This window comes from uncultured Draconibacterium sp. (genome assembly GCF_913063105.1).
In the GTDB taxonomy this organism is placed as follows: Bacteria; Bacteroidota; Bacteroidia; order Bacteroidales; family Prolixibacteraceae; genus Draconibacterium.
In genome coordinates this window covers 16,669-30,851 of the sequence record NZ_CAJXYQ010000005.1, presented here as the reverse complement: position 1 = coordinate 30,851, position 14,183 = coordinate 16,669, and the positions used below count along the sequence as shown (strand labels likewise).

At 41.5% G+C, this 14,183-nt stretch carries 14 protein-coding genes; 6 read left to right on the top strand and 8 right to left on the bottom strand.

What is annotated here, in order from left to right:
- Nucleotides 1-83 precede the first annotated feature (83 nt).
- Entirely contained in the window at nucleotides 84-839 is a 756-nt protein-coding gene (locus tag QZ574_RS06370) for an NUDIX domain-containing protein (protein WP_297087968.1), read from the top strand.
- Nucleotides 840-850: 11 nt separating this feature from the next.
- The gene (locus tag QZ574_RS06365) at nucleotides 851-1,753 is read left to right on the top strand and encodes an AraC family transcriptional regulator (RefSeq protein WP_297087966.1); all 903 of its coding nucleotides are present in this window, start codon (nucleotides 851-853) and stop codon (nucleotides 1,751-1,753) included.
- A gap of 21 nt (nucleotides 1,754-1,774) precedes the next feature.
- Here the strand turns inward: QZ574_RS06365 and QZ574_RS06360 are convergent, their stop codons facing one another.
- Nucleotides 1,775-2,485 carry a LytTR family DNA-binding domain-containing protein gene (locus tag QZ574_RS06360; protein WP_297087964.1) on the bottom strand — a complete coding sequence of 237 codons (711 nt, stop codon included), beginning with the start codon at nucleotides 2,483-2,485 and terminating at the stop codon, nucleotides 1,775-1,777.
- Nucleotides 2,475-3,563 (bottom strand): histidine kinase, encoded by a 1,089-nt coding sequence (locus QZ574_RS06355; protein ID WP_297087962.1) that lies wholly within the window; start codon nucleotides 3,561-3,563, stop codon nucleotides 2,475-2,477. The genes QZ574_RS06360 and QZ574_RS06355 overlap by 11 nt, the downstream gene beginning before the upstream one ends.
- Nucleotides 3,564-3,774: 211 nt before the next feature.
- Here QZ574_RS06355 and QZ574_RS06350 point away from each other — a divergent pair, with 211 nt between their 5' ends.
- Both QZ574_RS06350 and QZ574_RS06345 read left to right on the top strand, forming a co-directional pair.
- Nucleotides 3,775-4,152, top strand: coding sequence for a MotA/TolQ/ExbB proton channel family protein (locus QZ574_RS06350; RefSeq protein ID WP_297087960.1), 378 nt, complete (start codon nucleotides 3,775-3,777; stop codon nucleotides 4,150-4,152).
- Between the two features lie 116 nt (nucleotides 4,153-4,268).
- Nucleotides 4,269-5,021, top strand: coding sequence for a DUF5995 family protein (locus QZ574_RS06345; RefSeq protein ID WP_297087958.1), 753 nt, complete (start codon nucleotides 4,269-4,271; stop codon nucleotides 5,019-5,021).
- 56 nt (nucleotides 5,022-5,077) lie between these two features.
- On the opposite strand, the gene ftcD is transcribed toward QZ574_RS06345, so the two are convergent.
- Entirely contained in the window at nucleotides 5,078-6,775 is a 1,698-nt protein-coding gene (gene ftcD / locus QZ574_RS06340; protein ID WP_297087956.1) for a glutamate formimidoyltransferase, read from the bottom strand.
- Between the two features lie 333 nt (nucleotides 6,776-7,108).
- Nucleotides 7,109-8,362: an imidazolonepropionase gene (hutI, locus tag QZ574_RS06335; RefSeq protein ID WP_297087955.1), complete on the bottom strand. Its 1,254-nt coding sequence runs from the start codon at nucleotides 8,360-8,362 to the stop codon at nucleotides 7,109-7,111.
- Between the two features lie 162 nt (nucleotides 8,363-8,524).
- Between hutI and QZ574_RS06330 the strand changes: the two genes are divergently transcribed.
- The gene (locus QZ574_RS06330) at nucleotides 8,525-9,451 is read left to right on the top strand and encodes a formylglycine-generating enzyme family protein (protein ID WP_297087953.1); all 927 of its coding nucleotides are present in this window, start codon (nucleotides 8,525-8,527) and stop codon (nucleotides 9,449-9,451) included.
- Between the two features lie 13 nt (nucleotides 9,452-9,464).
- Here QZ574_RS06330 and QZ574_RS06325 read toward each other — a convergent pair whose 3' ends face one another.
- A complete protein-coding gene (locus tag QZ574_RS06325) occupies nucleotides 9,465-10,040 on the bottom strand; it encodes a DJ-1/PfpI family protein (protein ID WP_297087951.1) in 576 nt (191 codons plus the stop codon).
- A 330-nt stretch (nucleotides 10,041-10,370) separates the two neighbouring features.
- Here QZ574_RS06325 and QZ574_RS06320 point away from each other — a divergent pair, with 330 nt between their 5' ends.
- Nucleotides 10,371-11,903, top strand: coding sequence for a PAS domain-containing sensor histidine kinase (locus QZ574_RS06320; RefSeq protein ID WP_297087949.1), 1,533 nt, complete (start codon nucleotides 10,371-10,373; stop codon nucleotides 11,901-11,903).
- 140 nt (nucleotides 11,904-12,043) lie between these two features.
- Here the strand turns inward: QZ574_RS06320 and QZ574_RS06315 are convergent, their stop codons facing one another.
- The 3 genes from QZ574_RS06315 to QZ574_RS06305 form a co-directional block, all read right to left on the bottom strand.
- The gene (locus QZ574_RS06315; RefSeq protein ID WP_297087947.1) at nucleotides 12,044-12,598 is read right to left on the bottom strand and encodes an ATP-dependent Clp protease proteolytic subunit; all 555 of its coding nucleotides are present in this window, start codon (nucleotides 12,596-12,598) and stop codon (nucleotides 12,044-12,046) included.
- 75 nt (nucleotides 12,599-12,673) lie between these two features.
- A complete protein-coding gene (locus tag QZ574_RS06310; protein ID WP_297087945.1) occupies nucleotides 12,674-13,450 on the bottom strand; it encodes a class I SAM-dependent methyltransferase in 777 nt (258 codons plus the stop codon).
- Nucleotides 13,422-14,150, bottom strand: coding sequence for a DUF6624 domain-containing protein (locus tag QZ574_RS06305; protein ID WP_297087943.1), 729 nt, complete (start codon nucleotides 14,148-14,150; stop codon nucleotides 13,422-13,424). Before QZ574_RS06305 ends, QZ574_RS06310 begins: the two co-directional genes overlap by 29 nt.
- Nucleotides 14,151-14,183 lie beyond the last annotated feature (33 nt).

Here is a 14,183-nt window from a genome sequence, read left to right as displayed (position 1 = left end):
TACTCATTCCTTTTCGGATATCGTAAAAAAATGGAGGTTCAAAAAAAATTCGGTTTATTTGTATTTTTATAAAGCTTAAAACATTGACTTCAACTACTACTCCATTTAAAGCAACAGAATTACTCGACCATATTTCGCTCGATTGTGTGATTTTTGGATTTCACAACAACGAGTTAAAAGTACTGATGCTTCGTTTAAAAAACACAAACGATTATGCCTTACCCGGCGGTTTTGTGAGATACGAAGAAACGCTGGAGCAAGCGGCCAGCCGAACCTTGAAGGAGCGAACCGGACTCGACAATATTTTTCTGAAACAATTTAAGGTTTTTAGCGAACCGGACCGAAATAAATCGTTGCAGACCAAACCGGTATTCGACAAAAATGAACCGGCGGAAAACATAGCTTTTTTTAACAAACGTTTTATTTCGGTTGGGTTTTATGCCCTGGTTGAATACTCGCAGGTAAATCCAAGCCCCGATATGTTATCAGAGCGTTGCGAGTGGATGAATCCTTTTGATGAACTGGACATCATCTTCGACCATAAAAAAATTATGGAAACAGCCCTGCAAACTCTACGTATTCAGCTTAACCAGCAGCCAATTGGGCTGAAACTACTGCCCCATAAATTTACCATGCCCCAACTGCAAACACTTTACGAAACACTGCTCGGCCGCAAACTTGACCGTAGAAATTTTCAACGAAAAATATTATCCTATAAAATTCTGAATAAACTGAACGAACGAAAAACGGGCGGGGCTCACAAAGCTCCTTTTTTATACGAGTTTAACATTGAAAGCTACCAAAAGGCACTGGAAGAAGGCTTAAGCGGTAGCTGGTAATTTGAATTGTTTTGATACCACTTAGAAAAATACCCGACAAAGGTGATCCATCTGATATTTTACAGGTGTTTCCAACCATTAATCCGGAATTGCTTTGCTGCAGGTACTGGTGGTTAAAAAACTGGGAATTTAACGAACTCTCTTTCCCGTATTGGCGCATTTACACCAACAACCGCGATGGCGCGGTAATTACGCACAATGGTATAGACTACCCCCTGCGCGAAGGAAAAATTATAATGATTGCGCCAAATACCAATTTTTCCACAAGGCTCTTCAACAACCCTATTCCGAAAACAGGCTATGTAATCAGGGGCGACAAGGTGGACTTTTCTACTGAAGAATTGCTGGAAGGCAATTACCTGCTGCACCTTTTTATTCATTTTAACCTGGGGACATTGTACGATAACGTAAAACCCGGCATTTTTGAATTCAACATCTCGGGTTTACTTCAAAAAAAGATTGACAGCATTACTTCTCACCTGCGAAAAGACAGCACACAGTTTAATTTTAAAGTAGCCCTAAATATTCAATCGCTCATTACGCACCTGTTGTCGGAAATTGAGGAAAAAGACCGCTTCGATGTAAGTACTGATCTTCGTATTTTAGACACGCTTGACTTTATCGAAAACAATATTTCGCAGCCCTTAAGCAACGAAATTCTGGCAGAACGGGTGAAGCTCGCCACCAATGCTTTTAACCGGCTTTTTAAACAGGAAACAGGTTTATCGCCACAAAAGTATGTGCGCAAAAAACGTATCGACAAATCGTGTGTGCTCCTGCATCACTCCGGACAATCGATTGAGCAGGTTGCGCTGGCCGGCGGTTTTGCCGACCGTTATCATTTTTCGCGAATATTTAAACAGGTTACCGGACTTTCGCCTGCCCTCTATCGTAAAAACTTTAAGTTAAGCTGAAAGGGGTGCAACTTTTTTCAGTTACTGCAAACGCCTCAACACTTGCTCTTTGTAGCTTCGGCTGATAGGAATTTGTTTTTTACCTATTTCAAGCAACTCGTTTGTAAACGAATCGATTGCCTTAATAGCCACAATAAACGAGCGATGCACACGCAGGAAATCTTTTTGGGGTAATTTGGCTTCTATGCTCGAAATGGTTTCGCGCGTTACAATGGTTTTATCCTGCAGGTGAATTTTTATGTAATCGGCCAGGCTTTCGATATACAATATTTCGGGAAAATTTATTTTAATCATTTTCCTGTCGGCACGCACAAAAACCGACTCTGTTTTTTCCGGCTCGATAGGCGCCATTTCGTCGGGCAAAGCCTGCTGACTTTCGTTGAGGTATTTATTAATACTTTGCAGTAAACGCCCAAACGAGATGGGCTTCAAAAGATAGTCAACCGCCTGTAAATCGAAACCATCAACGGCATACTCGCGATATGCTGTGGTGAAAATAACTTTTACCGCATTGTTGATTGATTTGGCAAACGACAGTCCCGAAATCTCGGGCATATTGATATCCAGAAAAACAAGGTCAACCTGCTCGGTACTGATGCAGTTAAAAGCCTCCACTGCATTTTTACACAAAGCCACAATTTGCACGGCTTCAATCTTCCGGAGGTGGTTTTCCAGAATTTCGCGGGCCATGGGCTCGTCATCAACAATAATGCATCGTATTTTAGTTGTCATTGGCTTGCTTAGCTTTTTCTGTTTTTGTCAAATCGATAATCACCAAGCTGGCTTTATACCGGTTTTCTTTAATCCCATGCATCAGTTCATAATTATTCGGGTAATTCAAATCCAAGCGTTTTCTGATATTTAAAAGCCCGAGCCCACCGTTTTTCTGCGCGTTGTCCTCCTCGATAAACGAATTTTCAATGTCAAACTCAAGGCTATTGTTCTCAACCCTAACTTCTATTGTTATGCTTAAAAAACCATCTACTAAATTACCATGTTTAAAGGCATTTTCAACAAAAGGAATCAACAACATTGGCGCCACGCGAATTTCCTCTTTTACCTCGGTTGACCTAAAATCTACCTTCAAGGTGTCCTGAAAACGCACCTTTTCCAGCTCAATGTATTCCTGAATATGCAACACCTCTTCTTTTAAACTTACCAGCGGTTTGTTAACCTGGTACAAAATATAATCCAGCAGGTTCGAAAGTTTTAGGATAATATCGGGTGTTTGTGTCGATTGTTTCAGCGCAAAGCCATATATCGTATTCAAAGTATTAAAAAGAAAATGAGGGTGAATCTGTCGTTTCAGGTAGTGCAATTCCTGCTCTTTTAACTGAAGTTGTGTTTCCAGAATTTTGTTTTGCAGCTCTTTATTTGCCGTAGCCGTTTTAAAACTCTGGTTTAAAATACTTACAAAACTAATTACCCCAACAACAATAATAACCAGCAGCAACACAAAAAAGAAATTTTTGCTCATGGGGGGCATCTCGTTTAAATTAAATTTAAGCACCAGAATAAGGCAGGTGTATATCAACAACGAAATAATATAAGATATATAAACGAAGGTATAAAAGCTGTAAAGGGCAAATTTCCAGTAACGTTTAGCCAGCAGATAACGCGGAATAAGGCGGTAATTTACAAAATAGGTTACGCCAATGGTAAGCGGCAATAATCCGCTCGAGAACCAAAGCGCATAGTCTACTTTGTCTGAGTTATAACTAAAAAAATAGAAAAAGAAAAACCAAACCGCCACCCAAAACAGCGAATGAAAAAGGATCGTTTTAAAATTTATTTTTTTCCAAAAGTTCATTTATACAATACTACTTAATTTTCGTGAACCTGCATTTTTTTAGCGACGAAATGCGGGTTTTCTTCCTTTTGTTGCATTTATAACATTTCATATTCGGTTTATAAGCGTAATTTTGACAAAACCGGCGCAGAATGTTCCATCTGTCGCAATAAAATAAATGCAATCATTTTCCGACTTACATTTGATTAGTATTTATTTAAAAACTAAAATTATGAATGCAATTATTAGCAAACTTAACGATGGCGGACCTGCTTTTACCTACATCATTGTACTATCATTTCTAGTAATAATAGGATTCTTTGTGCGCGGACTTTTAATAAAAGGAGAAAAATACAAAACGATTGAATTAATGAAGCAAATAAGCTGGTTTGCTGTTGCCTGGGGATTTTTAGGCCGTGTTTTCGGACTAATTATGATCTTCGATAAAGTTCAGGCCATGGGCGATGTAGCACCAAGTGTTTTTGCCGACGGACTAAAAATTGCACTGGTTGCTCCTCTGTGCGGAATTCTTGTTTTTGCGTTAACACGCTTAGGAATTATTGTTCTTGTAAGTCTGCAAAAGAATTTCCAGCCTCAGGAAAACAATTAAACATAACTATTGACTCTTACATTATGCGCCTTGCGGAACCATCCGCTTTGCGCATTTTTTCAACACTTACCCTGTTTTGTTGTTGCTTAATTAAAATACAAGCAAATTAAGCACAAATGAAACCAATTAATACCATCGACGAGGTAATCCAAACGCTTGATTTAATTATTGAAGAAGCAATAAAAAACCAGGATACCTTAGGCTATTTTGCAGTGTTGTACCAAAAAGTTACCCGTAAAGTAAAAGAAGAAATTGAGCAAAATTATTTTGAGGATGGCCAACGAATGGAAAAGCTTGATGTAGTTTTTGCCAGAAGGTACATTGATGCCTATTTTGCATGGAAAAACAACAAGCCGCTAAGCCAGTGCTGGGAAGTCGCTTTTACCCAGGCAACCAACAATAATCTTCTTGTGGTTCAGCACTTGCTTTTGGGAATGAATGCACACATTAACCTTGATTTAGGAATTGCCGCAGCCGAAACTTCAAGCGGTAAAAACATTGATGATTTAGAAGAGGATTTTAAACGTATAAACAATATTCTGGCAGCAATGGTTGATGATGTGCAACGCGGACTTTCATCCATTTGGCCCTTTTTGCGCAAAGTACTTTTGTGGCTCGGACAGGTTGATAATTTACTTGTTGATTTTAGTATGAAGCTTGCACGAAATGGCGCCTGGAACTTTGCCAAACATATGGCAGACACTAAAAAACCGGTCTGGCCAGAAACCATACAAACGAGAGATAAAAAGGTTGCCAACAAGGTAGGACTTATTACCCAACCCGGGAAAATGATTAGCCTTGTCGTTCAAATTATTCGCTGGACGGAACGCGGAACGGTAGCCAATAAAATTCAAAAATTAAGGCGATGAAAGTTTTAATATTCATCGCCTTGGTTTTTCTGTATGCGCTTAGCGCTTAAAATTCATTAGCCTTCAATCTTTCTATTTACGATCTCCAGAATGGCGACCTCTTTTTCTTTTGCTGCCTTTAATAGATTCGCTGCTTTTGCCATAGCTTTTTCAAGAAATTCGGCATCGTTGAAACCGTTTGCATTAATTTTTACATTCAGGTAGGCACCTTCAACAGCTGTTCGTGCACACAAGGCCCCTACTCCCGCATCAGAAACAGAATTCGGATTTCCAACTTCGGCCATGGCTTGCATTACTTCCAACGAATCATACGCCAGCTGCATTACTTTTAAGGGCACCTCAATGGCATTTTTAGTAGCCAGCTGAATAGCTTGTTTACGTTCGGTTTTTTCCTGCTCACTGGCTTTGGGCAAACCAAATGCGGCCATTATTTTATTGAAAGCCTCAGTATCCTCGTCCACACAGTTTAACAAAGCGGTGTGGTAGTATTTTCCCTTCTCAGCCCAGTCGGAGAATTCTTCCCAACGCTCGTCCCAGCCACGTTTATGTGCCGAAAGATTGGCCACCATAGCACCTAAAGCGCCTCCCAAAGCACCAACAAAAGCAGAAATAGAACCTCCACCCGGTGCCGGTGATTCTGAAGCTGTTTCATCTTTAAATTGCGTTAAAGTCATATCTACCAGCTTTTTCGCTGATTTATCTTCAATCACATATTCAATAATTTTCTTTTTCGGATCGAAAGGCGCCAGTTCGTCAAGTCCCAACGATTTAATGGCAATTTTTATGATCTCCTCATCAGCAATTCCGGTTGAACGTTGCTGTTTGCGCAGAAAGTACTTTCCGGCATCCAACATGGCCTGCAGCGGAATTAACCCCACCAGCTCGGAGCCGGTAACCCGAATACCTCTTTCGGTAGCTTTTTTACAGGTTTCATCAAAAGCTACATGCACAGGCGTAACAGTAATATCCGTAAGGTTTATGGAGATTTGTGCCACTCCATATTCTTCGATGTACCACCCAATGGCACGCGTTTTTTTCAGGCTTCCGGGTATCCGCAGCGGCTCGCCATTTTCGTCGTTTACTATTTTACCGGTAATTGGGTCTCCCTCGCGTTTTACCCGCCCTGCCTCGCGAATATCAAAAGCAATGGCATTGGCCCGACGGGTTGATGTGGTGTTAAGATTTATATTGTAAGCCACCAAAAAGTTACGTGCCCCAATTGCTGTGGCACCGCTTCCTGCAACCCTTTCATTCCATTCGTCCGGTCCAAAATCGGGTTTCCAGCGCTTGCCTGCAATGCGCTCTTTTAAAGCTTCGTATTCCCCCGAGCGGCAATTGGCCAGGCTGCGGCGTTCCTCACTAAAAGCAGCAAACTCGTAGCTATATACCGGGATTCCCAGCTCTTCGCCAACACGTTTCCCGAGTTTTCGGGCATATTCAACGGCTTCCGTCATGCTAACATTGGCCACCGGCACCAGCGGGCAAACATCTGTAGCTCCAAAACGCGGGTGCTCGCCGTGATGTTTACGCATATCAATGAGCTCGGCAGCACGCTTAATCCCCCTGAATGCCGCTTCCACAACATCATCAGGAGCGCCAACAAAAGTTACTACCGTGCGGTTGGTAGCCTTACCCGGGTCAACATCCAGCAAACTGATACCGGCGACACTTTCTATGGCATTGGTAATTTCTTTTATGATCCCCATATCGCGCCCTTCAGAGAAATTTGGAACGCACTCGATTATTTTTTTCATTTGTTTTTAGTTTTTCTAACTACAAAGGTTCTCAACGTTTACCACAAAGTACCTCGAAGTTTATACAATTACGCTTAATTTCGTCTTTTAAACACTGTTCACAGGACTCTCCAATAAGCCCGGGTCTAATTCAGTATGCCCTTTAAAGGCACAATCCAGTACTTTCCTGAATATCTTTTCCCTTTCCATTTCTTTGTGTTTCTTAGTGATTAACCTGGTGTAACTTTGTGGTTAAATCCATCTAATTTTCAATCCGAAAATATAAATCAGTTTGGTATTTGCATATGATTTTTTGCAGTGATTAATTACAGTCTGACCGTGCGAAGCCGAAACCTAAAAGCTTTGTATCTCGCCATTAATAATTACCGTTTCAACCAGATTCGAACCGTAGGCATACGGCAAATATTCAATTCCCGGAACTTCGCTGGTAATAAAAAGGTTGGCCACTTTGCCCCGGGCAATGCTTCCGTAGCTTTCGCTAATTCCCATGGCATAGGCTGTGTTTATTGTGGTGGCGTTAATTACCTCCTCGGGTAACATTTTAAAGTTGATGCAGCCCATTGCCGAAATCAGACTCATATTTCCGCTTGGCGACGAGCCGGGGTTAAAATCCGAGGCCAGTGCCACCGGCAATCCCGCCTCAATCATTTCGCGCACTGGCGACAATTTCATATTTAAAAAGAAAGCAGCACCAGGCAGTACTGTAGGCATTGTTTCTGAGTTCTTAAGTGCTTCAATTTCCTCCTCGCCCACATATTCCAAATGATCAACCGAAAGGGCGTTGTATTTTACTCCGGCCTGAATACCACCGGTTAAACCCAGCTCGTTGGCGTGTATTTTTGGCCGGAGGCCGTATTTTAAGCCGGCCATCAGAATACGTTCGGTATCTTCTACCGAGAAAAAGCCCTTATCACAAAACACATCAATATAATCGGCCAGCTCATCGGCTGCCACTTGCGGAATCATCTCGTTGATAAGCATATCTACATAGTCCGATGGTTTATTTTTATATTCCAGCGGGATTGCATGCGCACCTAAAAAGGTCGACTTCACACAGATGGGAGCACACTGCCTGATGCGGCGAATTACCCGCAGCATTTTTAGTTCATCATTGGTATTTAGGCCGTAACCACTTTTTATTTCAACCGCCCCGGTACCCATTTTTACTATTTCGCCAATTCGTTCCATGGCACTTTCGTACAAGGCATCTTCCGAAGTATTGTGAAGTAATTTTGCAGAATTCAGGATACCGCCTCCACGGCGGGCAATTTCTTCGTACGAAAGGCCTTTTATCCGGTCAACAAATTCTTTTTCGCGCGGGGCTGGATAAACCAGGTGTGTATGCGAATCGCAATAACTGGGGTACACAAGCCGGTTTGAGCAGTCGATTTCAATTAACAAGTCATCATCAAAATATTTGTCTTTTAACTGCTCCATCGGGCCAAAATCCTCAATCAGTTCATCGCGGATAATTACAAAAGCATTTTTTATGGTATCCACCTTTGCCATATCTTTTCCGGACTTAAACAACACCGGATGTTCTTCTACCTGAACCAGTTCTTTTATATTTTCGAGTAAAAGTTTCATATCAACGTGATTTTGTAAAAAGGTACAAATTTACCCGCATAAATCAACAGTTTGCTGCTGAAAATTCAAATGACCGAAGTCAGCAATAAAAGCCGGATTTTGTTTCTTTAAATTTCCATTCCCCAATTAAAATTGCAATTTTGCGACTTATTCTGCAAAAAAATGAAAAAGACAATAATTGTGAGCCTGGCGGTGGCCCTGGCTGCCTGCTCGGGAAATAAAACAAACGAAAAACCGGGTACCCTTAAACAAGCCCCGGAAAAAATTCAGGAACAGAGCGCTGAGCCTGTTTCCCCTACTGTTGAAGAGAGCGAAATGATTGCTTTTGAAGGAGGTCGTTTTCTGATGGGTTCAGCGAATGGCTTACCACAGGAAAGTCCGGCACACGAAGTGGTGGTAAAAGCATTTAAAATCGACAAGTCGCCGGTTACCGTTGCGCAGTTTAATGCCTTTATACAAGCTACCGGCTATACTACCGAGGCCGAACGTTTTGGCGACTCGGGCGTATTTAGCATGGAAAAACAAGGCTGGGAATTATTAAAAGGTGCCTTCTGGAAAAAACCAATGGGCCCCAATGGCCCAGATGCCGTGGCCAACCATCCGGTTACGCACGTAAGCTGGAACGATGCCAATGCTTACGCCAAATGGGCCGGCAAACGCCTGCCTACCGAAATGGAATGGGAATATGCCGCCAGAAGTGGTAAAAACTCGGGCGAAAAATTTAGCTGGGGAAATGAGCTTGAAGTGAACGGAAAATATTTCGCCAATACCTGGCAGGGCGAAATGAATGCCCCTGAAACAAAAGACGGGTATTTGTTTACCAGTCCGGTTGGTGTTTTTGGCGAAAATGAAGCCGGACTTACAGATATGGGCGGCAATGTTTGGCAATGGTGTGCCGATACTTATAAAGCCTACCCGGGAAGTGCTGCTCCCATTCGCGAAGACCAGAATGTAAAAACCATCCGCAGCGGTTCGTTTTTTTACGACCAGTATGGCGAAGACAGTTTTTCGGTAAGTGGCCGCTCGGGCAACTCGCACGAAACGTCGCTTTTTAATACCGGGTTCCGCTGTGCTATGGATGCCAACTAAACCAAAGCACTTTTTAAAACCCCATTAATCCGCGTACTTTATCGGCATTGGCTTTTGTGCTTAGTTTTTCAAGCAGCATGAAGGCCACATTCATTGCGGTTGAAGGATTCCAGGAAGTGATGATATTATCTTCGCTAACGATGGGCTGATGAACAACTTCTACACCAAAGCTTTTTAACGCTGCTCTGCGTACTTCACTATTGTAGGTGGTTGCTTTTTTGCCGTTTAATATTCCACTCTTGCCCAAAGGCAAAGCGCCCACACAAACAGATGCAATGGGTTTATTTGCTGCGCGGAACTGCCGAATCAATTCAAGGAAACGTTTATAATAAGCATCTTTGTAAAAGCCGTACACCTCAAACCCGCCGGGAATTGCCAGCGCATCAAAATCATCGGTGTTTATATCGTCAGGCAGGTAGTCGACAATAAAGCGCTGGTTAAACGAGCTTTTTATTTCTTTACGCAACGCACAGGAGTAAAGGCGGGTTAACTGGTTGCCTTCTTCCAGGTTCCAGCCAAAAACATCGATAAAAACACTGGCTTCAAAAACTTCAAATCCTTCGGCGAGCAGCAGTAAAACTTTTTTCATTTTTATGTATTCCTTTAATCAATAACTATTGCCATTTTCCAGATAAAAAATAGCGTTTAATGCGCATTAAAGTTAAACCATTTTTATGGTTTATACGCAAGGCCGTGAACTGGCAGGCGAGTAATTCCACCAGCACAAGCCTGAGCAAAAAATGCCAACATACATGAACAAATTGCTTTGATTAAACAAAAAATCAGCTATATTTAATCCATTAAAACCAGAATTACTAATGTCCCTATTAGTTCAAATAAATTGTACAAACAGCTTCGTGTTCAACAGGCACAGAAAGAGTTGCCAATTCAGAAATACAAACACTCTTAAATTTTAAGCATGAACAATAACCTGGATAGGAATACAAATAATAAGAATACCACCCATAAAAACTTACAGATATTAAATGATTTAAACCTGTCGGCTATTTTCGAAAATACCAACGACAGTGTATGGGCGATCAATTCATCCTACGAAATTCTTTATGTAAATCATGTTTTTGCCGCAGCCTTTTATGCCAGTTTTGGCAGTAAACTTCAAACAGGCAGCAACTTGCTTTATTCGCTCCCCCAGCCTTTGCAGGCAGTATGGAAAAGCCGGTACGACAGGGCATTAAACAATGAATCGTTTTCGTTTATCGACCATGTTGCTGCCGAAAACGTATCCTTGTATATCGAGGTTTTTATGAACCCGATAGTGATTAATGGAGAAGTTGTTGGTGCACTGTTTTTTGGGAAAGACATTACCCGGCGAAAGCTGGATGAGCAGCGTATTAAAGAATCGCAATTACTGTTAAAAGCCAGTATCGAAAGTCAAAAAGATACCATTTTGTTTTCCATCAACAAAAACTACGAATACCTGTATTTTAATTCGGCCCATGCCAGGGTTATGAAATTTGCCTACGACAAGGAAATTAAAGCAGGCATGAATATTTTGGATTGTATTCCCATCGATGCAGACCGCGTGGCAGCCAAAGAAAATTACGACCGGGCTTTGCGTGGCGAAACACATTCCAACATCAGGCAATACGGAGATGAGCACATGGCCTACTATGAAAGTTTTTTTAATCCGATTATAAACGAGCAGGGCGAAATTATTGGTGCAAGCGGTTTAGCCCGCGATATTAGCGAACGCATTAAAGCGGAAAAGGACTTACGCAAAAGCGAACAGGATTTAAAAGATTTAAATGCGACCAAAGACAAACTTTTTTCGATTATTGCACACGATTTACGAAGCCCCTTTAACAGCATTATGGGCTTTTCGGAAATACTGCTCGACAAAATAAATGACCCAACATTTACCGAAGCGGAAAAATACCTGAAATACATTAACACCGCTGCAAACGATACCTTAACTTTACTCGACAACCTGCTAAGCTGGGCCAAATCGCAAACCGGTCTGCTACATATCCGACCCAGAACAACCCGGCTTTCTGCACACATACTCGACGAAATCAATCAGAAAAAATTGGTGGCAAAAGCTAAAAATATTGCACTCAACAATTCTGCAAGCGAAGAGCTTGAAGTGTTTGCCGATGAAAATATGTTAAGGATTGTTTTACGCAACCTGATATCGAATGCAATTAAATTTACTCAAAGGGGTGGAGAAATTCGTGTTTTTGCCAGTAAAACAGCCGATGGTGTTGAAATTAGCGTTGCCGACAATGGCATTGGCATTAACAACGAAACCCTGCAAAAACTTTTTAACCCAACTTTGCAAGCCAGCCAAACAGGTACAGCCAACGAAAAAGGCTCGGGTTTAGGTCTTTTGCTTTGTAAAGAGTTAATTGAAAAACACGGAGGCAAAATTGCTGTGGAGAGCACAGCAGGAAAAGGAAGTACTTTTACCTTTTTCTTACCGGAGAAAAAATAGTACTAGAAAAAAATAAGCCCTTGCCCGAAGTGAACAACGCCGTTACTTCTGATTAAACCGATGCTGCTACAAAAATACCTGCTTTTCTAAAAAAATACAGGTGCCAACCAAAAGCCATCAACACCTGCAGTTCTGTAGTTTTACACCAGCAAATCCAACAGTCCGTCAACTATACCGTAGTTTAACGACTCTTCAGACGACATCCAGTAATCGCGGTTAAAATCTTTAATAATTTTATCGATGGGTTGCTGGCAGTTTTCGGCCAATATTTTAGCGCCCAAATCGCGGGTTTTAATAATTTCATCCATTTGTATTTCAATATCGGCGGCAGTACCACCTGCGCCACCGCTGGGCTGGTGAATCATTACCCGGGCATGGGGCAAAATAAAACGGCGTCCTTTTTCGCCGGCCGACAGCAGTATAGATCCCATTGAGGCAGCCAAACCCGAACATACCGTTGAAACCGGGCTCGAAATACTTTTCATGGTATCGTAAATGGCAAAACCTGCGGTAACATACCCCCCCGGGCTGTTTATTATCAACTGTATTTCTTTGCCAGACGCGAGCATTTCCAGGTAAAGGATACGTTCTACCACATGTTTGGCAGAATGATCGTCAACCTGCCCCCACAAAAATATTTTCCGCTCGCTTAAAATTTTCGCATCAATAATGTCTTGTTGTTTTAAGTAATCCATGTGCTACTTGTTTTTAATTGTTTATGGTTTTTAATTATTGCCTTTCCGGCTATTGGAATTGCAAACTTGAGGCAATCACTGCCATTTTTTTCTCATTTTACAAATAATAAATTCACTTTTCTGCGGTTCAAATTCGCCGTACGAATAGTCGCCATAAAGTTCTGTAATTTCCATTTCCGTTTTCAATACCATGGATTTTAGCTTTTCAAGTGATACGGGTTTAAAATTAATTTCCAGAATTCGCTTCTCCAGCATAGTATTTTCGGCATTGTAAATTTCATAAAACTGATAACCGGAAACAAGCTCCTCATTTTTATTGTACTGATTGGTGTATGATAAAAGCATATTTCGGTCCTTATCTACAGGAAAATTGCCAATCACCCTCATTTTTCCGTCGGCCAGTTTTAGCCGGGTTTCGGGGTTTTGCAAGGTTAAAATAAAAGTACCTCCGGGTTTAAGATGATTGGAGATGCCTGTTAAAGCTGCCTGTTGTTTTTCGGTTGTAAGTATTTCGCTTAAAGAATGGAAGGGCAACAAAATCATTCCAAACGTTTTATCGAGATGGAGTTTTGTAACATCCATTTGCACCAGTGTGGCCGAATAAGCTTTGTTGGCCATTTTTTTCCCGAACGACTGCAGCATTCCTTTTGAATAATCAACACAAGTCATTTTTCTGCCGGCTGTTAATAGCGGAATAGAAACCCGTCCGGTTCCGCACATTAGTTCTAATAGCTCTTCTCCTCCATAATTTTCTGTCTCTTTTATAAAAAATGGGATGTCAAAATCAACATTTACATAGTTATCGTAAATGTCGGCAACCTGATCAAAATTTATGGTGTTTTTGGTTTTCATTTCTTAGTTGCTTATTTGCTTTGTTTTTCAGGTAAGCGCTGTGCCTTTTTACCAATTCTGGTAATTGTTGTTGGTAGGCTTCCACATTCCATGTTAATCCAAAGTCGGCAATATAGTCTTCAAATGTACTCAATTTAAGTTCGGCGCGTCTTTTATTCACGTTTGCAGGGTCAATCAGCGGAAGTATAAGGTAGTTACCGGTTTCCGGGTCAGGTGCAATCTGGGTACCGTAAATTTGTTTTTCGCCTTTTCGTAGTGCCACCCGGTCTTCTAAAAAGGCGAGGTCTTTTCCCCGGGCATTGCCTTTACTAACCGCTTCGCGCATCAGTGGCAGATACTTTTCCTGCAAGTTCAGTCTCGCATGTTGAACAACCAGAAACAAAGCCGTATTTCCTTTTGTCCCAACACAGTCAGCTCCCGGCCAGCCATAGGTATCCAGTATTTTTTCGACTTTAATGCTATTAACCGAATCTTTAACTTCTATCCTTTTTAAATGCGCTTTTAATGCTTCCGAATCCCAACCGTGTTTTTTACCAATCGTATTAATTTGCAGCCTGTCTTCCTGGTCATCGGTGTAAATGGTATCGAGCATTGCCGCAAGTTGTGGGTTCAACAGCACTGCCTCTTGCCCGGTAGTTTGCCCAAACAAATAGTTACAAAAAAAATAGCTTAGAAAGAGTAGAATTGGTATTTTTTTCACTTGCATATACTTAAGTTAATACTTTGTATTTAT

Excerpts from the sequence above, each read along its gene's own strand:
- QZ574_RS06360 (WP_297087964.1), bottom strand. The coding sequence starts at position 2,485 with ATGACAACTAAAATACGATGCATTATTGTTGATGACGAGCCCATGGCC.
- QZ574_RS06355 (WP_297087962.1), bottom strand. The coding sequence starts at position 3,563 with ATGAACTTTTGGAAAAAAATAAATTTTAAAACGATCCTTTTTCATTCG.
- QZ574_RS06350 (WP_297087960.1), top strand. The coding sequence starts at position 3,775 with ATGAATGCAATTATTAGCAAACTTAACGATGGCGGACCTGCTTTTACC.
- QZ574_RS06345 (WP_297087958.1), top strand. The coding sequence starts at position 4,269 with ATGAAACCAATTAATACCATCGACGAGGTAATCCAAACGCTTGATTTA.
- ftcD (WP_297087956.1), bottom strand. The coding sequence starts at position 6,775 with ATGAAAAAAATAATCGAGTGCGTTCCAAATTTCTCTGAAGGGCGCGAT.
- hutI (WP_297087955.1), bottom strand. The coding sequence starts at position 8,362 with ATGAAACTTTTACTCGAAAATATAAAAGAACTGGTTCAGGTAGAAGAA.
- QZ574_RS06330 (WP_297087953.1), top strand. The coding sequence starts at position 8,525 with ATGAAAAAGACAATAATTGTGAGCCTGGCGGTGGCCCTGGCTGCCTGC.
- QZ574_RS06325 (WP_297087951.1), bottom strand. The coding sequence starts at position 10,040 with ATGAAAAAAGTTTTACTGCTGCTCGCCGAAGGATTTGAAGTTTTTGAA.
- QZ574_RS06320 (WP_297087949.1), top strand. The coding sequence starts at position 10,371 with ATGAACAATAACCTGGATAGGAATACAAATAATAAGAATACCACCCAT.
- QZ574_RS06315 (WP_297087947.1), bottom strand. The coding sequence starts at position 12,598 with ATGGATTACTTAAAACAACAAGACATTATTGATGCGAAAATTTTAAGC.
- QZ574_RS06310 (WP_297087945.1), bottom strand. The coding sequence starts at position 13,450 with ATGAAAACCAAAAACACCATAAATTTTGATCAGGTTGCCGACATTTAC.